At 36.8% G+C, this 22,088-nt stretch carries 22 protein-coding genes; 5 read left to right on the forward strand and 17 right to left on the reverse strand.

Annotation, left to right across the window (positions count from 1 at the left end; genetic code table 11):
• The first annotated feature begins 1 nt into the window (after window position 1).
• Entirely contained in the window at window positions 2-646 is a 645-nt protein-coding gene (locus tag ACM26V_RS11280; RefSeq protein WP_416151855.1) for a CBS and ACT domain-containing protein, read from the forward strand.
• Complete coding sequence (locus ACM26V_RS11285; RefSeq protein WP_416151514.1) at window positions 643-1,818, forward strand: acetoin utilization protein AcuC; 1,176 nt, start codon at window positions 643-645, stop codon at window positions 1,816-1,818. The genes ACM26V_RS11280 and ACM26V_RS11285 overlap by 4 nt, the downstream gene beginning before the upstream one ends.
• Before the next feature lie 89 nt (window positions 1,819-1,907).
• Here the strand turns inward: ACM26V_RS11285 and ACM26V_RS11290 are convergent, their stop codons facing one another.
• From ACM26V_RS11290 to ACM26V_RS11310, 5 genes are all read right to left on the reverse strand, one after another.
• A complete protein-coding gene (locus ACM26V_RS11290) occupies window positions 1,908-2,618 on the reverse strand; it encodes a 5'-methylthioadenosine/adenosylhomocysteine nucleosidase (protein ID WP_416151515.1) in 711 nt (236 codons plus the stop codon).
• Window positions 2,619-2,836: 218 nt separating this feature from the next.
• On the reverse strand, window positions 2,837-3,610 hold the full coding sequence (gene motS, locus ACM26V_RS11295) for a flagellar motor protein MotS (RefSeq protein ID WP_416151516.1): 774 nt from the start codon (window positions 3,608-3,610) through the stop codon (window positions 2,837-2,839).
• A complete protein-coding gene (gene motP, locus ACM26V_RS11300) occupies window positions 3,603-4,412 on the reverse strand; it encodes a flagellar motor protein MotP (RefSeq protein ID WP_416151517.1) in 810 nt (269 codons plus the stop codon). Before motP ends, motS begins: the two co-directional genes overlap by 8 nt.
• A 155-nt stretch (window positions 4,413-4,567) precedes the next feature.
• Window positions 4,568-5,587 (reverse strand): catabolite control protein A, encoded by a 1,020-nt coding sequence (gene ccpA, locus ACM26V_RS11305; protein ID WP_416151518.1) that lies wholly within the window; start codon window positions 5,585-5,587, stop codon window positions 4,568-4,570.
• A 724-nt stretch (window positions 5,588-6,311) separates the two neighbouring features.
• Window positions 6,312-7,400: a bifunctional 3-deoxy-7-phosphoheptulonate synthase/chorismate mutase gene (locus ACM26V_RS11310; protein ID WP_416151519.1), complete on the reverse strand. Its 1,089-nt coding sequence runs from the start codon at window positions 7,398-7,400 to the stop codon at window positions 6,312-6,314.
• Window positions 7,401-7,723: 323 nt separating this feature from the next.
• Here ACM26V_RS11310 and ACM26V_RS11315 point away from each other — a divergent pair, with 323 nt between their 5' ends.
• Window positions 7,724-9,886 carry a cell division FtsA domain-containing protein gene (locus ACM26V_RS11315; protein ID WP_416151520.1) on the forward strand — a complete coding sequence of 721 codons (2,163 nt, stop codon included), beginning with the start codon at window positions 7,724-7,726 and terminating at the stop codon, window positions 9,884-9,886.
• A 226-nt stretch (window positions 9,887-10,112) separates the two neighbouring features.
• Here ACM26V_RS11315 and ytxJ read toward each other — a convergent pair whose 3' ends face one another.
• The 3 genes from ytxJ to ACM26V_RS11330 are packed head-to-tail and all read right to left on the reverse strand — an operon-like array spanning window position 10,113 to window position 11,395.
• The gene (gene ytxJ, locus ACM26V_RS11320) at window positions 10,113-10,448 is read right to left on the reverse strand and encodes a bacillithiol system redox-active protein YtxJ (RefSeq protein ID WP_416151521.1); all 336 of its coding nucleotides are present in this window, start codon (window positions 10,446-10,448) and stop codon (window positions 10,113-10,115) included.
• An 11-nt stretch (window positions 10,449-10,459) separates the two neighbouring features.
• A complete protein-coding gene (locus tag ACM26V_RS11325; RefSeq protein WP_416151522.1) occupies window positions 10,460-10,924 on the reverse strand; it encodes a YtxH domain-containing protein in 465 nt (154 codons plus the stop codon).
• A gap of 33 nt (window positions 10,925-10,957) precedes the next feature.
• On the reverse strand, window positions 10,958-11,395 hold the full coding sequence (locus tag ACM26V_RS11330; protein WP_416151523.1) for a DUF948 domain-containing protein: 438 nt from the start codon (window positions 11,393-11,395) through the stop codon (window positions 10,958-10,960).
• A 178-nt stretch (window positions 11,396-11,573) separates the two neighbouring features.
• On the opposite strand from ACM26V_RS11330, the gene ACM26V_RS11335 reads away from it, so the two are divergent.
• Entirely contained in the window at window positions 11,574-12,689 is a 1,116-nt protein-coding gene (locus tag ACM26V_RS11335; protein WP_416151524.1) for an aminopeptidase, read from the forward strand.
• A 159-nt stretch (window positions 12,690-12,848) separates the two neighbouring features.
• On the opposite strand, the gene murC is transcribed toward ACM26V_RS11335, so the two are convergent.
• From murC to ACM26V_RS11370, 7 genes are all read right to left on the reverse strand, one after another.
• Window positions 12,849-14,144, reverse strand: coding sequence for a UDP-N-acetylmuramate--L-alanine ligase (gene murC, locus ACM26V_RS11340; protein ID WP_416151525.1), 1,296 nt, complete (start codon window positions 14,142-14,144; stop codon window positions 12,849-12,851).
• Between the two features lie 306 nt (window positions 14,145-14,450).
• Window positions 14,451-15,128 (reverse strand): hypothetical protein, encoded by a 678-nt coding sequence (locus tag ACM26V_RS11345; protein WP_416151526.1) that lies wholly within the window; start codon window positions 15,126-15,128, stop codon window positions 14,451-14,453.
• Between the two features lie 101 nt (window positions 15,129-15,229).
• Window positions 15,230-16,336, reverse strand: a complete 1,107-nt coding sequence (locus ACM26V_RS11350) for a nicotinate phosphoribosyltransferase (protein WP_416151527.1) — start codon at window positions 16,334-16,336, stop codon at window positions 15,230-15,232.
• A gap of 32 nt (window positions 16,337-16,368) precedes the next feature.
• Window positions 16,369-16,557: a hypothetical protein gene (locus ACM26V_RS11355; protein ID WP_416151528.1), complete on the reverse strand. Its 189-nt coding sequence runs from the start codon at window positions 16,555-16,557 to the stop codon at window positions 16,369-16,371.
• 388 nt (window positions 16,558-16,945) lie between these two features.
• A complete protein-coding gene (locus ACM26V_RS11360; protein ID WP_416151529.1) occupies window positions 16,946-17,755 on the reverse strand; it encodes a DUF1444 family protein in 810 nt (269 codons plus the stop codon).
• Window positions 17,756-17,899: 144 nt separating this feature from the next.
• Window positions 17,900-18,220, reverse strand: coding sequence for a thioredoxin family protein (locus tag ACM26V_RS11365; protein WP_416151530.1), 321 nt, complete (start codon window positions 18,218-18,220; stop codon window positions 17,900-17,902).
• An 18-nt stretch (window positions 18,221-18,238) separates the two neighbouring features.
• Entirely contained in the window at window positions 18,239-19,267 is a 1,029-nt protein-coding gene (locus tag ACM26V_RS11370; RefSeq protein ID WP_416151531.1) for a PTS transporter subunit IIC, read from the reverse strand.
• Between the two features lie 161 nt (window positions 19,268-19,428).
• On the opposite strand from ACM26V_RS11370, the gene ACM26V_RS11375 reads away from it, so the two are divergent.
• Window positions 19,429-19,866, forward strand: a complete 438-nt coding sequence (locus ACM26V_RS11375; protein ID WP_416151532.1) for a YtoQ family protein — start codon at window positions 19,429-19,431, stop codon at window positions 19,864-19,866.
• A 186-nt stretch (window positions 19,867-20,052) separates the two neighbouring features.
• Here ACM26V_RS11375 and ACM26V_RS11380 read toward each other — a convergent pair whose 3' ends face one another.
• Both ACM26V_RS11380 and ACM26V_RS11385 read right to left on the reverse strand, forming a co-directional pair.
• Window positions 20,053-20,559, reverse strand: coding sequence for a DUF84 family protein (locus ACM26V_RS11380; RefSeq protein ID WP_416151533.1), 507 nt, complete (start codon window positions 20,557-20,559; stop codon window positions 20,053-20,055).
• A gap of 154 nt (window positions 20,560-20,713) precedes the next feature.
• Window positions 20,714-22,041, reverse strand: a protein-coding gene (locus ACM26V_RS11385) for an IS3 family transposase (RefSeq protein WP_416151534.1) whose coding sequence is annotated in 2 segments (ribosomal slippage) — window positions 20,714-21,669 and window positions 21,669-22,041 — 1,329 coding nt in all. Because the reading frame shifts where the segments join, the coding sequence is not laid out codon by codon here.
• Between the last annotated feature and the right edge of the window lie 47 nt (window positions 22,042-22,088).

Raw genomic sequence — 22,088 nt, forward strand, 5'->3', positions numbered from 1 at the left:
GATGAATGTACGTGATATTATGAAGGACAATTTAATTATTACAAACAAGCAAATGACTATTTATGAGGCGTTAGATTTAATGAAAGAAAAACGAATAAGGCATTTGCCAATTGTTAATTCAAATAACGAAATCCAAGGCATTGTCTCTGATCGAGACTTGAGAGATGCACTACCATCTATTTTTGACGAACAACATAAAGAGTATGGTAACCTCCCCATCGCCAATGTCATGATTGAAGATGTCATCACTGCCATGCCTATGGATTTTGTCGAAGAAGCTGCTCATACAATGGTCGAACACCAAATTAGTTGCTTACCTGTCGAAGAAGATGGGATATTAGTTGGAATTATTACTGAAACCGATTTACTTAACACATTAGTTCGACTTACTGGAGCTGACCTGCCTACTTCACGATTGGAGATTGAAGTTGAAAATGAAAGTGGTCAACTCTCCAAGGTTTCTAACATTATTAAAGATCAAAAGGTTAATATTCAAAGTGTACTAGCATACCCGTCCTTTTATGACAAAAACAAAAACATCCTTGTTTTTAGAATTCAATCGATTAACTTAAGGCCACTACTTGCGTCTTTGAAACATGAGAACTATAAAATTATTTGGCCAACAGAGTTGGAGATGAAAGCATGAAACAAGAAGCAGCATTTATTTTTTCACCAGAGCAACTTCAATATAAGTTTAATAATGACCATCCGTTTAACCAACATCGCTTATCGATTACCAATGATCTGTTAACAAAACTACATGCACTCTCTCCAGAAGCAATTGTTCCGGCAAGAATGGCAAGTGTAGATGAATTATTGTTGGTCCATGATGAAGATTATGTTCAGGCTGTCATGGGAGCTACAGACGGTCAATCAAAATCGTCATACAGGTCAACATACGGAATAGGTACAGAGGACACGCCTGTTTTCCCTTTCATGCACGATGCAGCAGCATGGCTAGTAGGTGGAACATTGACTGCAGTAGACCAAGTATTTGAGAACGGTTACAATCATGCGCTTAATTTAGGTGGAGGCCTTCATCACGGATTTAGAGGAAAAGCGTCTGGTTTTTGTATTTACAATGACAGTTCAATCGCCGTTGAGTATATCAGAAAGAAATATGATGCAAGAGTATTATATGTCGACACAGATGCTCATCACGGAGATGGAGTACAATGGGCTTTCTATAATGATCCGAATGTCTGTACACTATCGTTCCATGAAAGTGGGCGGTTTTTGTTCCCTGGAACAGGTCATGTAAATGAAAGAGGACATGGAGATGGCCACGGTTTTTCATTTAATATTCCTTTTGAAGCTTTTACCGAAGATGATTCTTGGCTTCTTAGTTACAAAGCAGCAATGCGCGAGGTTGTAGAATACTTCAAACCAGATGTTATTTTGACACAAAATGGTGTTGACTCTCATTACTTTGATCCGCTCACACACCTTTGTGGAACGATGAAAATTTATCAAGAGATACCTAAATTAGCACATGAACTAGCCCATGAATATTGTGATGGAAAATGGATTGCTGTTGGTGGAGGCGGCTATGATATCTGGCGGGTAGTTCCGAGGGCATGGTCTTTGCTTTGGCTAGAAATGTCTGATCAAAAAGGGCTGGTTAAAAACCAATTGCCAACATCATGGATAGAACGTTGGAAAAATGAATCTCCAGTTCAACTCCCTACTCAATGGTTTGATCCACCAGGGCTCTATCCTGATATTCCGCGGAAAAAAGAAATTGAAAAGAAGAACGAACGCACACTATTAAAAGCATTAAGGCCAGTATATGATCAACAAGATCATGTGAAATTATAGTTGCTATTCAGAAGTTAATCCATCTTTGAATAAATTCAGATTTCAATAGTGACGAACCAATTCCATGAATGGATAAAACGAGGGGAGAATTATCCCTCGTTTTTTGAAACTGTTATCATGTTCTCAACAATCCTTGATGATTTTTTTGCAACTTCATCCATCGTAAGGTTAAAGCTTTGCGATGCCTTTCCGTCCGCTTTATCTGAAATTGAACGAATAACAACATAAGGGATTTCGTTGAAATGAGCAACCTGAGCTACTGCAGCCCCTTCCATTTCAACACAGTCAGCATCAAATGTTTCGTGTAACAATTTAACTTGCTCCCGATCTGCAATAAACTGATCTCCACTTACAACTTTGCCTTCAAAAACCTTCCCACTCTGGGAAACAATACTTCTCGCCGATTTCTTTGCCTTTTCAATCAGTTTACTATCAGCTGGAAAATCAGAAGTTCCCTCATACATTGGAATTGTGCCTTTTTCAAATCCTAGTGCTGATGCATCTAAATCATGCTGTTGGCAAGAAGTAGAAATAACTACATCCCCGATGTCCAATAGTGGATTGGTTGCACCAGCAACGCCGGTAAATATGATTTTAGTTATATGATAGTAATCAATTAGTTTTTGTGTCGTCATCGCTGCATTTACTTTCCCTATTCCACTTTTCACCATAACAACCTTCTGATTATGCCAAGTTCCAATGTAAAATATATGATACCCCTTTTTTTCTTCTATGAAATCAGTCATCGCAAGCTTAAAATATGATATTTCTTCTTCCATTGCGCCAATAATTCCAAGCATTTTCTGTCCCCCCCCTTTCATATAGCCAATTCCCAAAAATTTTTTGTTTTTATTGAGAAGCTTGAAAATGCAAAAGACGATAACTCTAGCATAGTCTGTCGCTAATTGTAGCACAAGTTGTATCCCACTATTTTAAAAACGACAATCTTTTTGAAATCAGCCTATATTACACTAAAAAATCCGGAGATAATCAATCCCCGGATTTACAACCTTCTACTTTAATAAACATCATTTTCACTATAGGACGGATCTGAAATTACAAGAACAACTCTCCGATTTTGTTGCAAATTATCAGCAGAAGTATTAGGAGCAACAGGCCTAGTATCTCCATAACCGACTGCAAGGAACCTACCGGCCTCTAAATCTTTATCATCAATCAAAAACCGAATCACACTACTTGCTCTTGCACCTGAAAGTTCCCAGTTCGAAGGAAATTGTCGTGTACTAATCGGACGACTATCCGTATGTCCCTCGACTTTCACCATGTTTGGAATCGTCGATAAAAGTTCACCAACTTTACCAAGAAATGGTTCTGCTTCATCAATTATTTCTGCTCTCGCAGACTCAAATAATGCTTGCTCTTGGAGAACTAAGACAACACCACGATCATCCCTCGACGCTGATATTTGTTCCGTTAGATCATTTGTCTCTAGATATTCGGTGACCTCTTCTAACAATTCATCCAGTTGTTCACTTATTTCGTCTTCATCCATCTCAATAAAAGATTCAAAAGGATCTGCTTCTTGCTCAAATGGATCCTCTTTAATTTCTCTATCTTCTGCTGGATTATCAAAAGGAATAATAGATGGATAAAAATCAAATACAGCTCTATCTTGAAAAGAATCGGCAATCGCCTGAAATTTTTGTGCATCCACTACTGACATGGAAAATAGCAGAATGAAAAAAACTAGAATTAACGTCATCATATCCGAAAAAGTGACCATCCACTTTGGTGCCCCTTTTTCTTCGCGAGATTGTCGTCGTCTATTCATCCTTATCCTTCTCCTCTGTTAGCTCTTCTTCCCCTTTCAAATGATTTGGTAGGAAGGCACTTAACTTTTCTTGAAGAATTTTTGGATTTTGACCTGATTGAACACCAATGACACCCTCTACTACAATTTGCTTTACAAATACTTCTTCTTCTGTACTTAGAGCAAGTTTACTAGCCATTGGTACAAAGACAAGATTAGCTAGTAACGTACCATAAAGGGTTGTTAATAGGGCAACTGCCATATTTGGACCGAGTGTTGAAGGATCATTTAAATTCTGAAGCATAAGAACAAGTCCAACTAAAGTTCCGATCATCCCCCAAGCTGGAGCGTATTCACCAGCTTTCTCCAAAATAACTCGACCTTTTCGGTGACGTTCCTCCATTGCTACAACTTCAGCCATCATAATATCTTTAATGATATCCGGCTCAATTCCATCAACAGCGAGAAGGACTCCCTTCTCAATGAAAGGATCATCAACATCTTCTAAACCCGCTTCCAAAGCGAGGAGACCTTCTCTTCTTGCTCTAGCAGAAAGATCTACAAATGTATCGATTAATTCTTGTAAATTATTTTCTCTCGTTTGGAATGTTTCTTTTAGTACTTTAGGCAACGTCTTTAAATCTGCCAATGAAAAATTAATTAAGATAGCTGAAGATAGTCCACCTAATACAATCAAAATAGAAGCAATTTGAATAAAGTCCCCCATTTGACCTGCGCCTGCTGCATTAGAGTAAATAGCTGTAAAAACAGCCGTTAATCCGATAAAAATCCCCACTGGAGTCAATATGTCTATTTTTTTCATAACCCTCTCCCTAACCCTGCACATGCTCTTTGTCTTTTTCAATTCTTTTTAGAGAACTAAATGTTGAAACAGAGACTTTAATATTCAACAAACAGATTTCGTTTGATGAAACATTAAAGTCATTTTGTATTAAAACTAATAGAAGAAATTATTATTTATTGTTTTACTTCCGCCGCATTAGAAGTTGATTGACGAAGTTCTAAACGATGAGGAAGAACGACAACATTTTCCGTTACTTCTTCTTTGTTCATGTACTTTGTTAACAATCTCATTGACACAGCGCCAATATCATACATTGGTTGTACTACGGTGGATAATGTTGGACGAACCATAGATGCAAGTCGCGTATTATCAAAACCCATCACTTCAAAGTCTTTTGGCACTTCAAAACCTGCATCTTGTGCTCCGTGAATAACGCCAAGAGCCATTTCATCTGTTGAAGCAAATATAGCTGTTGGACGATCAGTTAATTTCAATAACGACTCCATCGCTTCTAATCCGGAATCGTACGTATAATCACCAATAACTACTAAAGTGTCATCTATATCCAAACCAGAATCTAATAATGCATCTTTGTATCCAGAGTATTTTAGAAAACCATTAATAGGATCTTCTAAAGTTCCAGACAACATTGCTATTTTTTTGTGGCCTTGATCGATCAATGATTTCACAGCATCATATGCTGCTTGTTTATAATCTATATTGACCGAAGGAAATTCCTTCTTATCATCAACTGTAGCAGACAAAACGATTGGTGCAGGTGATTTTTTAAAAGTTTCTTCGTGTTCTTTTGTTATTTCTCCACCCATAAAGACAATTCCATCGACTTGTTTTTCCAACAACGTATTTATTAGATGAATTTCTTTGTCTTTATTTTGATCTGAATTACATAAAATAATGTTATATTTATACATTGTTGCAATATCTTCAATTCCGCGTGCAAGTTCCGAAAAGAAAATGCTTGAAATATCAGGAATTATTACTCCAACAGATGTCGTTTTCTTGCTTGCCAACCCTCTCGCTACGGCATTTGGACGATAACCTAATTGATCAATTGCTTCCAACACCCGTTTTCTTGTCGTTGGTTTAACATTCGGGTTACCATTAACAACACGTGATACGGTTGCCATCGAAACGCTTGCTTCTCTTGCTACATCATAAATGGTTATATTCATTTATTGCTTCCTCCTTATATTACATATATTGGTTTTCATACTTTCATAATGTAATGCTATGATACGACACTTTTCGGAGGCGTGCAAATTCTTTATATATATCGACAAATCCCCCTAAAATGTTAAGCGCCTTACACTGAATATCCTTTTTCAAAAATAATGAACTATGTTTTTTCCATTAAACGTTATTTTTCTACCTATTCATCACTACAATAGACTAAAAGTACTGTGTTTTATCATTAAATTATTCTTCTAGTATCAGAAATAATCGGCGAATTCCTCCCTTTTCATTTTCCTTAAATTTTAAGTAATCTGATCACTGATATGCTTAAGTTCATAAGAAAAATCTACTTGAATGATTTCCCATTCTATGTGAATGTTTAAACTTAGTGACGCAGCACAATTCCTGCTTTTTTAAGAACAGATAATCACCAGACTAATTCCTCACTTAAACGATATCTTAATCAGATAGGAATAGGTCCTCTTAACAATTTCTTACAAATCACTCTCTTATCCATATAGTGTCACATGTCAGAGAAAACTATTCCAAACAAAATAGCCTTACCTCTTTTACATTATAACTTTAATCCTTTAGTAAAGTTATCATTTAATCTTGAAAAATTTACTAATATGCTTTTAGGGGAGTCACTTTAACACCTTACCACTAAAAAAAGCCCCTAAGTTACAGGGACTTTTCATCACAATCACTTTTTTAAAAAGTCTTTTACTTCAAAGATTTCTTTTTATAAAGACCTGATTTTTCTAAATTAGCCATAAATTCGTGGAATTGAGGAATATCCATTTGTTGAGCAGAATCCGATAGTGCTACTGCTGGATCTGGGTGAACCTCTGTCATCACGCCATCAGCACCTACAGCTAGTGCTGCTTTTGCTGTAGGAAGTAACAAATCACGTCGACCAGTTGAGTGAGTTACATCAACGAAAACTGGAAGGTGAGTTTCTTGTTTTAAAATTGGAACAGCAGAAATATCTAACGTATTTCTAGTAGCTGTCTCATAAGTTCTTATGCCTCTTTCACACAACATAACATTGCTATTTCCTTTAGATAGAATGTATTCGGCAGCGTTTATGAACTCTGCAATAGTAGCTGAAAGTCCACGCTTTAACAAGATTGGTTTATCCACACTACCAGCTGCTTTTAGTAATTCAAAGTTCTGCATATTCCTGGCACCAATTTGAATCACATCAAGGTAATCAACTGCCATTTCAATATCATGTGGCGTAACAATTTCACTGATAACAGCAAGGTCATGTTTATCTGCAACCTGCTTAAGAATTTTTAAACCTTCAACTCCAAGTCCCTGGAAGTCGTAAGGAGAAGTTCTTGGTTTGAATGCACCACCGCGCATAAACTTTAATCCTTCTTTTTTCAATGCTTTTGCAACTTCATCAACTTGTTCAAAACTTTCTACAGAACAAGGTCCAGCAATAAGACATTGTTCTCCATCTCCTATTTTCTCACCTCGAAGTGTGACAATCGTATCTTCCGGATGTTTTTTTCGAGACACAAGAAGCGCTTTTGAATGGTCATCTTCTTGAAGTTCTAAACTTGCTTTAAATATTTCCTTGAAGATATGCTGGAGGGTTGACGTTTCAAACGGCCCATCATTTTTGCTTTCAATTAAGTTCAGCATCTTTCTTTCACGAACTGGATCAAATCGATTAAGACCCTGCGCACTTTTCACTCTTCCGATTTCTTTAGCAATTTTTGCACGCTCATTAATCAACTCCACCAGTTGTTCATTTAATGTATCTAACTGGCCTCTCAACTCTTCTAATTGTTCATTTCCCATCAGAAAAACTCCTCTCTTTTGCAGCAAAGCCTTCAATGACTTTTTTGATATAGACACTATTATAAACGATACATGATTAAATGTCATCACTTTTCCTTTAATTCTTAAACGCTTTTAAGCACTAAAGCGTTTTCCTTTCATTCACATGCTTTGTCATAAGCATAATCTGGCTTCCTCATGTATAATAAAAATAGATATACACGAAAAGGAAAGTGCTCTGCTTACAAATGAAACGTGTAACTCATTTCTACGAGAATTCTATCCTTTTTTACTGTGCAATGAAACATACAATATTTCCATACTATTTTAAGAGGTGATTCTGAATGCCCGTTACTTCGTCTGAACTTATATTTGCTCTCGATATTGGAACGAGATCCGTTGTTGGTCTCATATTAGAAAAAAAACAACATGGTTATCACGTTTTAGACGTATATAGTTTAGAACACAAAGAACGTTCGATGTTAGATGGACAAATCCACAACGTTTTAGCTGTATCTCATACGATAACATACGTAAAAGATTATTTAGAAAAAAAACACGGACAACTAAAAAAAGTTTGTGTAGCTGCGGCAGGTCGTTCATTGAAAACGAAACGTGCAAAAATTGATTTAAATATTTTAGGTAAACCTATTTTTGATAGACAAGCTTTGTTACACCTTGAACTTGGAGCAGTACAAAAAGCTCAATTTGACTTGGTTCATGAAGATAGTGCTCCGCACCAAAAAGTAAACGATTATTGTGTAGGCTACTCTATTATCGATTATCGCCTTGATGGTGAACCGATTGGCAGTCTGATTGACCAACGTGGGGAAACCGCTTCTGTAGAAGTTATTGCGACGTTTTTACCTAAGGTTGTCGTTGAATCGCTTATTTCAGCTTTACACCGTTCTGGTTTAGAATTAGAAGCCCTGACACTCGAACCTATCGCAGCAATTAATGTCTTGATTCCTCAGTCGATGAGAAGATTGAATGTCGCTCTCGTTGATATTGGTGCTGGGACATCTGATATTGCTATTACTGATTTAGGTACAGTTACTGCGTATGGCATGGTTCCTAACGCAGGAGATGAAATTACTGAGGCATTGAGTGATCACTTTTTACTCGATTTTCCTGATGCGGAAAGAATTAAAAAAGAGCTTAACTCATCAGATGAAGTCATCATAAATGATATTCTCGGTATGGAAACTACTTATGCGAAGAACCAAGTTGTTGCACCACTCGAAGAAGCAATTAATCATTTATCTGATCAAATTAGTCTTGAAATATTAAAACTTAACGGGCGTCCCCCTAAGGCTGTCATGCTCGTTGGAGGAGGAAGCATGACTCCGAACCTTCCAGAAAAAGTGGCAGAAAGATTAGAGCTGCCAAAAAACAGAGTTGCCATCAGAGGGATTGACGCTATTAAAGGATTGACCTTTGAACAGGAGTATGATGCGACTCCTGAATTAGTCACTCCAATAGGAATAGCTATTGCAGCAAAAGAAAGTCCCGTTCAATATATTAGTATTCAAGTAAACGATGAGACTATTCGTCTTTTCGACATCAAAAAACTTACTGTTGGTGACGGATTGTTATCAAGTGGTCTAGAGCTATCGAAGTTATACGGCAAGCCTGGAATGGCAATGATGCTTAAAGTGAACGGAAGAGTTGTTTCTATTCCTGGTGAACATGGCACCCCACCTACTTTAAAAAAGAATGGTGAAGATATAGAACTTGATTCCCCGTTAATTCACGGTGACATCATTGAAATAGCGAAAGGGAAAAATGGCCAAGATGCTATCGCAAAAATGAAAGATGTTTTGGACGAACAACCGGTAATAAATTTATCTTACAACGGAGAAAAAATAGAGGTTGGACCGATGATTTTACTTAATGGGAAACATGTGACATTAGACGCGTCATTATCCGATCGCGATTTAGTTGAATGTTACTCTCCGAGAAACATTGAAGAGTTGCTATTTAAACTAGACTTAACCGAAAAATATCTAGGCACATCTGAACCTGTTCAAGTTATCTTGAACGATAAGACTATCTCTCTTTATCAGAAGAAAACATCAATTTACTTAAATGACAAACCAGCTACCTTCTCTACACCTATAAAGAATGAGGACAAGTTAATTATTCATCAGGAAGAGCATGAAGAACCAACATTAAAATCAGCTCTAGAAAAATACTATAACGTATCTCATCGGGAGATTGTTGTTTCTTTCAATGACGATCCGGTTCATTTAGAAAAAGAAATGTTTGAATGCCGCCAAGATAAAAGACTCATTTCACTGCATTCACTTTTAAAGAACGGCGATCGCATTCAAGCTAATAAAAAAGAAAACATCTCTTTTATATTCCAAGACGTATTTTCAAAAGTTACAATTCAACGACCAGATGATCAACATAAACGACCCGTCATTTTACAAAATGAAGAAGAAACGTCATTTTCTGCAGAAATTCACCATGGTGATGTCCTTGAATTAAAGTGGGTTGATTAAAAGAATAACAAATTTACTTAGCTACTGACGTGACTCAGCCTCCTCTCAGGACAATTTAATTCTTTCGTCATCCGAAATAGACTGGTGTGACCAAGACCTGTCTTGATCTCTCTTAGGGCTATTTGAGCTCCTTGTAGAACAAAAGTGTATCTCTTCACTCATTTTAAAACCTTTAAAACCGCCTCTAGGACCTAGAGGCGGTTTTTTTGTTAAAATATTCTTTTGTTTAAGCTATTTCGTTCGAAGCTTTTTCAGCATTTTTCTTAGTTACTTTCCAATGAGAAGCATTCCAAACAACATCATTTTTATGAAAAAGTAACACCTGTGGGGATTCATGCTTTATGTTACATTCTTCAGAAATTTGGTTCGATAATTCTTTCAGGTCTTGTACATTTAAATAAAATATTGGAAAAGGAGGCTCCGATTTTGCATAGCTTTCCATTTCAGTAAAGGCTTCGCTACTTACTGGACAAGTAACGCTATTTTTCATGATAAAAAAAGTCTCTTCTTCAGTAATTAGTTTATTCCAATCTTCTTTGCTTTCAATCTTTTTGATACTCAAATCTATTCCTCCTAAGAATCCGTTCCTCGGTTTTCATTTTTTAATCGTTCTTTTTCTTCCACTTCTTTGACAAGCTGCTCTACAGAACGTTGCAAGTCCTCTACTTCTTGTCGAACGGAAGCTGCAATATCTTCACTAATTCCATCTAAGTCGTCCATCAAATAATCAGCAGATTCCGTAAGTTGATCCATATCTTTTTTTAAAGATAAAGACAAGGTTTTAATTTTATCAATTAGCTGCGTAGATTGATCAGAAACACTTCTTGCTGCAGAAGTTGCAAAATAACTTCCTCTTTCAACCGCTTGATTCGTCCAATCAGACGTTTTATTTTTAGCTACCTTTGCTTGTTGATTAATATCTTGGCGGATTTCTCTACCAGATTTGGGTGTTAGCAGAAACGCTACTGAAGCACCTATGACACCTCCAATAAGTCCCCCGATTAAGAAATCTTTTGGGTTCATATTTTGCTCGCTCATGCTCATTCCTCCTTTTTAAATTTCTTTCCTGAATTATACTTCTGTGTTTTTAGATTCTGTAGATTTTTTAGCTTTATACTTCGTCCAAAACTCCAGTATAACATTTCCCCATTTAACAGCTTGAGCAACTTGCTCTGATTGCTCATCTGCTTTACTTGATACAGCATTTGAAACTTTTTTTACTGAGCGATTCATACTTTGAAATGATTCCCCTAAATCTTTTGCCGCATCAAATACTGAGTTTAATGAATTTGATTTATGTTGAAGATCATCAGCTAATTGATTTGTCTTATGTAATAATTGTGTAGATTCCTTTGTAATTCCATCTACTTGGGTTTGCAAATCTTCCACTGTACTCGATACATTTTCCATCGTTTTTTTCAATGACAGTAAAGTTTGAATAATGAAAAAAACAAGAACTGCAACAGCAATTGCGATAATTGCAATACTAACGTACATTAACCATTCCATGATTGATACCTCCCGATTATTCCTAATTTTTCTTTTTAGTCTACTTATAACAAGATTCTACATCTTTTGCAAAATACCTGCTACGATATTTTAGTTATCCTCCAATTATTATGTGGCAATCTATTAAAAAGTGTGTAAAATAAGAGAAGTTACCCTATTATTAAAAGGAGAAAGATAAATGAGAGATCCTCGCATAAAAAAACTAGCACAAAATTTAATTCATTATTCAGTCGATCTAAATAAAGGCGAAAAAATTCTCATCGAAAACTTTGGCGTACAAAAAGAACTTGTAAAAGCTTTGATTGAAGAAACATACAAAGCAGATGCTATTCCTTTTGTTTCCCTAAAAGAGCATGAAATAAACCGAAGTTTACTGAAAGAAGCTACGAAAGAGCAACAAGAACTGACAGCTGATTTTGAATCGAACGTAATGAAGCAGATGGATGCTTATATTGGGCTGAGAGCAGGCGATAACATTAATGAACTGTCTGATGTCCCTTCAGATAAAATGACTCTACATCAGCAGACAGTTGGCACTCAAGTACACAGACAGATTCGTGTACCTCATACAAAATGGGTCGTTCTTCGATACCCTAGTCACTCTATGGCACAATTAGCAAAAATGAGTACAGAAGGATTTGAAGAGTTCTACTTTAATGTATGCAATCTAGACTATGCAAAAATGGAGCAAGCAATGGAGCCCCTTGTGAAAATAATGAACAGCACCGACGAAGTACGGATTACCGGAAAAGGAACGGACATTACCTTTTCTATCAAAGACATTCCATCAATTAAATGTGCAGGTCGTTTGAATATTCCTGACGGTGAAGTATACACAGCACCAGTTAAAAATTCCGTTAACGGTACAATCACATATAATACTGCGTCTCCATACCAAGGCACAACTTTCGATAATGTGACATTCACATTCAAAAACGGGAAAATCATTGAAGCTTCTTCTAACGACACAGAAAAAATTAACCATATATTAAATACAGACGAAGGCGCTAGATATATTGGTGAATTTGCCATCGGTGTGAACCCTTTTATCCTTCATCCGATGCAAGACACTTTATTTGATGAAAAAATTGATGGAAGCTTCCACTTCACACCAGGTCAAGCTTATAACAATGCATACAACGGAAACGATTCCGCAATTCATTGGGATCTCGTTCAGATCCAACGACGAGAATACGGCGGTGGAAACATTTATTTCGACGGTAAATTAATTCGTGAAGACGGCCGATTCGTTAGTAAAGATTTAATAGGATTAAACCCTGATAACTTGAAGTAAAGCATTGAAAGCCAATTCCTTTATTTGGAATTGGCTTTTTAATAGCCTTGTGTAAAACCTTCTAAATAGCAAATTCAAGTACATTTTTTCAAATTAAAACAGCTAGTTGTTGAAAATTTTAACGTCTGCGTCAAAAACTTAATGTGTTCCATAGACTATTTACAACATCAGTTCATAAGCATTTTGAAACTTCTGAACGTCGCCAGCCCCCATGAAAATGAGCACACCATTTTCATGGCTTTTCAAGACTTCCATCGCTTCTTCTTGTATAAGTTTTGCGCCTGGAATTTTATTTTGCAAGTCTTCGATGGTTAGTTCACCATTTCTTTCCCGAGCGGATGAAAATATATCACACAAATAGACATAGTCAGCTGCTGCAAGACTTGATGCAAACTCATCTAAGAATGTTTCCGTACGTGAAAAAGTATGTGGCTGAAATATCGCAATAACTTCTTTATCATGATATTTTTTCCGAGCAGATTCAATCGTTGCAGAAATTTCTGTCGGGTGGTGAGCATAATCATCTATCAACGTTTGAGTACCTTTCTTTTTTTCAGTGAATCTCCGTTTAACGCCTTGAAAAGATTTTAATTGAGCTTGAACTTTTTCCATTTCAATTTTTTCATAATGACACAAAGTAATGACTGATAATGCATTTAATACGTGATGTGAACCGTAACCTGGAATTGTAAACGAACCGTGAAAAGAAGAACGAACATAGACATCAAAGTGCGTCCCATATTCATTTGATTCAATATTTTTTGCATAGAAATCATTTTCTTCGTTTAACCCATAATATATCACGGGTACTTGTGCTTTCAGTTCTTGTAAGTAATTATCGTCACCACAAGCAATAATAGCTTTCTTAACTTGCATAGCCATTTCTTGGAAAGCGTCGAAAACATCGTTCACCCCTTTGAAATAGTCAGGATGATCAAAATCAATGTTTGTCATAATCGCATAATCGGGATGATAATTTAAGAAATGTCGTCGATACTCACACGCTTCAAAAACAAAATACTCACTGTTTTCTCTCCCTTTACCTGTTCCATCACCAATTAAATAAGATGTTGGACGAGCTTCCCCCATAACATGTGCAAGCAAACCAGTTGTAGAAGTTTTTCCATGTGATCCTGTCACTGCAATGCTCGTAAAGTTTTGAATAAATTCACCTAAAAAGTGAGGATAAGAATGTACAGTCATTTTCAATTCTTCAGCAGCTTGAATTTCTTTGTTTTTTTCGTTATATGCCGGTGATGCAATCAACGTTTGTCCTTGATGAATATTTTCTTTTTCAAATGAAAATATCGGAATGCCCATTTTTTCTAATGGTTTTTGCGTAAAGAATACTTTATCCACGTCAGAACCTTGTACGTCATATTTCATGTCATTTAAGATCTGTGCTAAAGCACTCATTCCAGAGCCTTTGATTCCAATGAAATGGTATAGTGTCATGTTTGAACCTCCACGTTCCTAATTAAGACTTACTTATATTTGCGTCGATTTTTATTTATACTATCAGTTGGTATCGTTTTATTCGTAGATAGTATAAGAAATATTTAGATTTTCGCGACGGTTAATTGATCCTACACAAGTATTCTAATGGTTATAAAGAAATAGAATTATTTCACCGTCCTAACTAAGTAGCCATATGACCACTTGTATTGCATTAATTCAACTTTTCAAATAGTTACGATACAACATTTCCTATTATAGCAAAAAAGAAAAGCAAGAACCATCGACATATTATTAATAATAAGGTTAGCTTCCATCGTAAATATTACCATATTTAAGCATGTCAACCCCATACTCTTTTAAATATCGCCTGAATTCTTGATGCCCTTGATTATAAATTCCGTTTAATTTATCAATAATCTGCTCCTCATACATGGGCAAAATTAGCGCTGATGGTCCGATAATTCGTTTCTCAAAACCAATCGTTGAGATTCTGGCAAAAACAATCTTTCCTTCTTCAAATTCTGTTTTAAATAAAAACGGTCTCGCTTCGATTCTTTTTCCTTCAGGTTTGAATAAAGGAGTGCAGCTAATTTCTTGACCCTCAACTTTTCTTATACGGAATGGCTCTAAATGCATTAGCATTAGAATTCCCGATAATTCCAGCATACGCTTTGACATTTCATCTTTTTTAGCGCGGACAAATAAATCAAACAAGCGTGACCCAACTACTGTAACATAATCAAATAGTAACCAATGCTCAAAGTGCAGTTGCAAAGAAGGAGGTAATTCCTTTTTATTATCCAAACCTAATTTATGACAAAATAAATGCTTCGCTCGAACTTTCTCACGAAGATTTGCTTCAGATTGAACATACGTAAACATCCAATCGTATAAATCTGAGAATGTTTCATACATCACTTTTTGTTTATTCTTTTTTACCTTCTCCAGATTGACTAAAAACTCTGTTTTCCTTCTTTCCATTACGACCTACTCCTTTAACGAATATTGCTACTGTGAAGCTTCACCTATTACAGACAAAAGCTGTTCAAACATTTACATTTGAACAGCTTTTGTCTAATGTTCTAAAATCCGAAAACAATTTTTTCCAATCTAGGATTTTCTCGAAGCTTTCTCCCAGTTTTGGCTTGTTCCTTACCATTTAAGATAACATTGTCGCCAGTGAAGCCAATGTGAATGTTTAGCAAACTACCACCGACTCCATACATGTCAACAGGAGCGCCAATTCGCTCATAACGTTGGATTCGTTTCGCATCAAATCCACCTGATGCGACGATCTTTACATGTTGAAAACCTTCCTGATCTAACGCCTCTCTCAAAGCGAATAAAAGTTTCGGATTGACTCCGCGAGGGTCAAACGTCCCAAGAACTTCCGGATGTCGATTGAAATATTTATCAATTAAATGCTTAGATGTATCGACACGGACTCCCACTAAATCTTCCCCAAATTCTCGCGCTACTTTCAATGAATCTGTAATAACATCGTTATTATAATCTACTAAAGATAGTAAGTCATCATTAGGATAAGTCTCTTTATAAGCTCTTGTCGCTTCAACAACATCACCTTCAAATAATTGAATTAGTGCGTGAGGCATCGTTCCCATCCCGCGTTTCCCCCACCATTCATTCATCGCATGTGTCGCCTGAGCTTTAGAACCACCAATATACGCCGCATAACCATCACCAGATTGCATCATGAAGTGATCATCTCTATCGCCCATGAAAATAACTGGTTTCTCTGTTCCAGATGACTTCGCTGCCTTTACGACTTCATAAACATTCGTAGCTACCGACGTTCTTCTCGCAAAGATCCCGTCAATAACACCTTCTAAATAACCAAAATGTTGATAAGGCCCCTTAATCGTCATCACCGTTTCAAAAGGTTCAATTTTATGTCCATCTTCCAAAGAGTGAACTTCAAGCTCCCCTGGGTTTGCTGCAAACGTTTCTAATAAAGCGATAACTTCATCCGTACCACAAAGCACCGCTCGTTTTTTCTGAAAAAATTGCATGGTCACAATATTATTTGGTTTATATTTCTCTGCAAGTTCTCTCGTTTTCAGAAAATAAACTGCCGAAAACCAACCATCCCCAACTCTTTCATCAAATTTAAAAGTTGTATTCGTTAGTCGTTTTATTTTCCCTTGTAGCTTTAAGCTAATTTCCTTCATATCTTTATCTCCTTGGACTTCCCTGCGTCAACTTAATGATAGAGGGTTTCTTTAGCATGCTCTTGAATAACGGCTTCCATTATCTCTGTTAGATCATTTTGATTAACTTTTTGTATTCCATTCCTTAACACAACATACTGGGATTGTTCGTTAATTCTCAATAGGTGAATCCACTGCGGCGATACGTGTTGAACCAAATTTCCCAAAGATACCTGTTGCATAAGAACATCCCTCCCCAGGTTTAGTTCGACCTCGCATATGAAGCGTGAAGCAAACGAAATCGATGTATTTCATTGAAAGCTACGTGATTCCTTCGTTTTTCTCTTCATCACCCGAAAAGCATTCGCGGATCCCTATGAAATTTTGAATGGGCAAACAATCGTAAAAATGTATACCATTAACATTGTATAAAAAAAAAGGAGAGATGTGTAGTCTAAATTCTCCTTATATCTATTTTGATCTTAATAACTAGGTTTTGTCAATATACTTCTCGTCCACATTGCGCCCCCTAAAACATTGTCTGTTTATAAAGAAAAAAGAATCACCAAGATGGTAATTCTTTTTTAAAATTGTTGCTTGTAATAAACGTCAACCCTACCTCACTACGGATTAATCTTTTTTTGCTTCTTTTGGTTTTTTCTTCGCTAATATGAAGACTGGTTCTAATTCTCCGTTTTCATACATAAATGGTAATGCAGTTAGCGGGATTCGACCTTGTGAGAAAAACTGGAATACCATTTGTGCTAACACATCGTACCCTGTTTCATTTTGTATATCACCGAATATAAGCACATCATGATGCGGAATAGCAACAGTTAATTGACCTAACGCTTTTTCTTCCATTTTTTTAAGAAACGAATCATCAAGAATTCTACTTGCATCATATCCATCATTCGTACTCAAAAAATAGAATGTATTCCCAGCAACTCTATCCTCTTTCATCGGATGATCTAATGAACGCAAATTAAATTGACTTGCTTCTTGTATTTCTCTAAAACTTTTTCCGGCCTTCTCAAGCATCCCTTCATCAATGAGAGAATAAGACGTCCCTTCATCAACTGCATAAAATATTTTTGTCTCTGCAGTATGGTCGGAATGAAGTAATTTTCGTCCATCGTTCGTTTCTCTTTCAAAAGAAGCTGTTCGAATTACAGGAAATATACTCTTTTCCTTATCGATGAGTGAAACTTCAGAAGTCAGTAACCTTAAACCTTCAGTAATCATAGCTACTGTTTCTTTCAAAGCCTCACCTTTATCAGCTTCGAATTTCGGACCTAATTTAGCTAAATCAATCGTTACTCCTTTATCCACTCGCTTATCTATAATTCGCAGAGTTCCCTGCTCTCTATCAAAGGACGTCACCCAATTCTCGTTCGTCAGTTGACTTTCAATTTCTCTTTTCAGTTGGATTGGTTTCATATTTATCCCTCCAGTTCATTGCAATTCTAACATGATGTCAAGTAATCACCAATTACCTTGCTTATAAAATTATCCCTAAAGCAAATCGCCTCTAAAATCAAGCACCAAAAAGAGGACTTCCAAAGAGAGTCCTCTAAAAATTAATTACCTATGTTTCGCTTCCGTTAAAAATGCATCAATTTCTTCAACTGTTTTACGGTTTTTACTCACAAAACGATGAACTTCTTTTCCTTTTTTGAAAACAAGAAAACTCGGAATCCCAAAAATATTTAATTCCTGACATAACTCGATAAAATCATCACGATTGACTTTGTAAAAGTCTAAATCATTATGAGTTTCTTCTAATGCTGGAAGTAACGGGTCAATCACAGTACAGTCTGGACACCAACCTGCACTGAACATAAGTACCGCTCCCTCTCCCTCAATGACCTGCTTATACTGTTCAAGTGATGTTATATTATTCATTCGTGCCACCCTCTCATACTAAGATTTATCAATTGTCATATCTCCATATTTGATTAGATCTTTTTTTCTTAACCATTCTGAAAGAATAACACTAAGGATAGCAGGTAACAAGAAATGTAACAGAAGAATACTCATGAACACTGAAAAATCAGCGCCCATCGTACGTATTGTCATAATCTGACCAACGAAACCACTTGTCCCCATTCCAGCTCCTGCTTCATTGTTTTCCATAAAAAATACCATCGTCGAAAACGGGCCAAGAATCGCAGCAGTTACTGTTGGCGGAATCAAAATATACGGATTTTTAACGACATTCGCTATTTGCAACATCGATGTGCCAATACCTAACGCAACAAAACCAGACCAGCCATTTTCACGAAAACTACTAATCCCAAAGCCAATCATTTGAGATGCACAGCCTACCGTAGCAGCCCCGGCAGCAAGCCCTTCTAAGCCTAGCATAAAAGCTATAGCTGCACTTGAAATAGGTGCCGTCAATGCTAACCCCATAAAGACAGCAACTAGGATTCCCATCAGAAATGGTTGTTGTTCTGTCGCCCACATAATGAAGACGCCAAATTGTGTCACTACGCTAGCGATAGGTGGACCAATAAGCATCGCACTACCAACACCAGCAATAATCGTTACAAGAGGTGTGACAATAATGTCTAGCTTCGTTTCTTTAGACACCATTTTACCAACCTCTGTAGATATCAATGCTGCTAAAAAACTACCAACTGGTCCTGCCAATTCTCCACCCGACGCACCGCTTATTACAGCCGCGAACAAAACGAGCCTTGGCGCACCAAGTCCATAAGCGACTGCAACACCAATCGCAGGCCCCGAAAGGCTCATAGCCATCTCACCCATTTGGATTAAAACTGCCGCTCCCGGAACCCCTATCCCTTGAAGTTGCGACCCAATTGTTTCCATAATAAGTCCTATAATTAAGGAAGAAAACAAACCTAAAGCCATGTAGCTCAATGTATTGATTAAGTAGTTTTGAACAGTTGGTTCAATTCCTTTACGCCTAAAAAAATCTCTCATTATCTACTTCTCCTTAGCTAATTTACATCATCGCATCTGCTAGACTGAATAGGATTTTTATTAAAACTATATTGGTAATAATAACATATTGACAAAGGGATAACTGCTATTAAGGAATAAATCTGCTAAAATAGAATCATAAAATAAGGAGGGAATTACTCATGCGATTAACCGTGTATCTTGCAGGACAAATTCATGATAATTGGCGACAAGAAATAAAAAATAAATCCAAAGATTTACCGCTTGATTTTGTTGGACCTATGGAGGATCATGATCGTTCAGACAACATTGGCGAAGAAATCTTAGGAGAACAGCCTACACCAATATACAAAGATGAAGCCGCTTCTAAGTTTAATAACTTACGTACGAGAATCTTACTTGAAAAGTCGGATGTTGTCATTGCCTTATTTGGTGAGAAGTATAAGCAGTGGAATAGCGCAGCAGATGCTGCTTCAGCAATCGCACTAAATAAACCACTCATTTTAATTCGTTCGAAAGAGCTTCATCATCCGCTTAAAGAACTTTCTGAAAAAGCACAAGTGACAGTAGAAAATGTTGATCAAGCTATTCAATCTCTCTCTTATATATTTGAGAGCTAAGCAAATGAAGGCAGCCTAAAAAATTAATGAGAATTATTTTGACGGATTGCTCTTTTTTAGTGTCCCATATGAGTGATTGATTCTGGTCACTCTACACCTTTTCTCTTCTCCAGTGTCCAGCATCTCTTCGATTCTGGACACTCAACACGTTTTTTCCTCTCAAGCGTCGCACCTCTCCGATTCTGGTCACTCTACACGATTGAATTGACCTAGTAACAAGATGTTTATTTGACTAAACATTGTCGTTCGATCCACCTGACCGGCTGTAAAAATGCCAATTGCTCCTTCTTTACTTCGAACATTATTCTTTTCTGTCCACAAATCCATAACATCCCCTAATTCCTTGCCCTCATTTATCATTTCCCTCACAGAGTTTGGAAGAGGGATTCGAGCTCCTGAAGCCATTAGCAAATGACCTTGTTTCGTTGCAAGTGCCCCCCAATTACATAAAAACAACTGGTCATCGAGTGTCATTACCCCACCTTCAAGGCCAATCGTAACGTCAGCAGATGTCTCTTTCACTAGATACTTTGCACGATTAATTGCACCTTGTTTTGTTTCCAGATCTGACATCGGCTGATCAGAAACACCAGAAGGAGCAAGATATCCAATCACATCATATGTATTACCAAATACTAACTCTACAGATTTAATTTTAGTCGGATTCTTCGAAGCAATATACAACTTTTTCATATAACTTCACTCCATTCAAATTTAATAGGCAATGTTAAGTGGTGGGTAAGAAGTGGTCCAGCGCGAATTCGTTTGCTTTAGAATAGCAGTATTATAAAAAGAAGCCTCTATCGATGAACTGTAACCTATAAAATGGACAGTTTATAAAAGGGACCTATGCAGCTAGTAAATGACTTTGGTATTGAGCCGGGGTCATTTTCTTTAATCCCCACTGGTAACGATGACCATTATATTCTTCCATGTAGTCATCTACTTCTTGTCTTAATTGTATAAAGTTCTCGCACGCTTTGTGGTCGACCATATCTTTGAAATGTCCAAAGAATGATTCCATTGGTGCGTTATCCCAACAATTTCCCTTTCTTGACATAGATTGACGTACCCCTAATTTTTTCACCTTGTCCTGGAACTCTGGATGAGTATAGTGAACCCCTTGATCAGAGTGAAGGATAGCCTCAGGGTGAAAGATACCCATCCCTTCCTTGAGGTTGTCTAATGTTTGATAAACAATATCCATTTCTAATGACCTTGACAATTTATAAGCTAAAATCTCTTTTGTAGCTCCATCTTTCACACAGGATAAATAGGCTTTTTGACCTGAACTATAGTAAAGATAAGTAATGTCAGTTAATAACACTTTACCAAATTCTTTTTGATCAAACTGACGTTGAAGTAAGTTCGGACATGTACGGTGTTCTTGTGTCGCCTTAAGCATTTTTCTATAAGGCTTCGCCCGCCTAATTTTCGTTTCTAGGCTGAATTTTTTCATTAAGCGTCTGATTTTTTTATGATTCATCACGACACTGTGATCATTCTCTAATATCATTTTGATTTGAAGTGCCCCTACTTTTTGATTCTTTACGAAGAAAATATTTTTAATAAGTTTAACTTCTTGTGTATCCCTTGCTTCTCGGACTTGACGGACGCCCTCTGCGCTTAACCAGGCGTAATAACCACTTCTACTTACTTCAGCTATCTGACACAACTGGGTTACTTCTCCCTTCAATTGGTGCTTTCTGATGATTTTTTCAATAAGTTCAAATTTCTCTGAAGGGGTTAATATTTCTTTTTCAACGCCTGCCTCTCTCGTTCTTCTAGCTTTTTTAAGAAGTCATTCTCAGCTTCTAAATACTTGATTCTTGTTTCTGCTTTTTTAAGTTTTTCTTCGGCAGATAACGTTTTGGATGAGGGGCGTCCCGCACTTCCTTTTCCTCTTCGCTCCGATTCGAATCCAACTTCACCAAACTGCTCAAACGTATCGCGCCAACGCCTTAAACAACGCTTTGGTTGGTCTTTACCTATAACCTCAAGGTTAAATCCATGCTCTAGAAAGATCTGAGACGGTCCTTTTCCTGTTTTATATTCTTGAACAGCCTTTACTTTAAAATATGGTTGGTAAGAGATCGAGCGGTCCGACGCACGTACAACATTCGGATTCTTCTCTAGTTCTTTCATTTGAAACTCTGAATAAATGTTTTTACTCATGACAATTCTCCGTTCTAATGATTTATTTTATTATAAACGGGTTTATC

Origin of the sequence: Salipaludibacillus sp. HK11 (assembly GCF_047795645.1) — a bacterium.
Classification (GTDB): Bacteria; Bacillota; Bacilli; order Bacillales; family Salisediminibacteriaceae; genus Salipaludibacillus.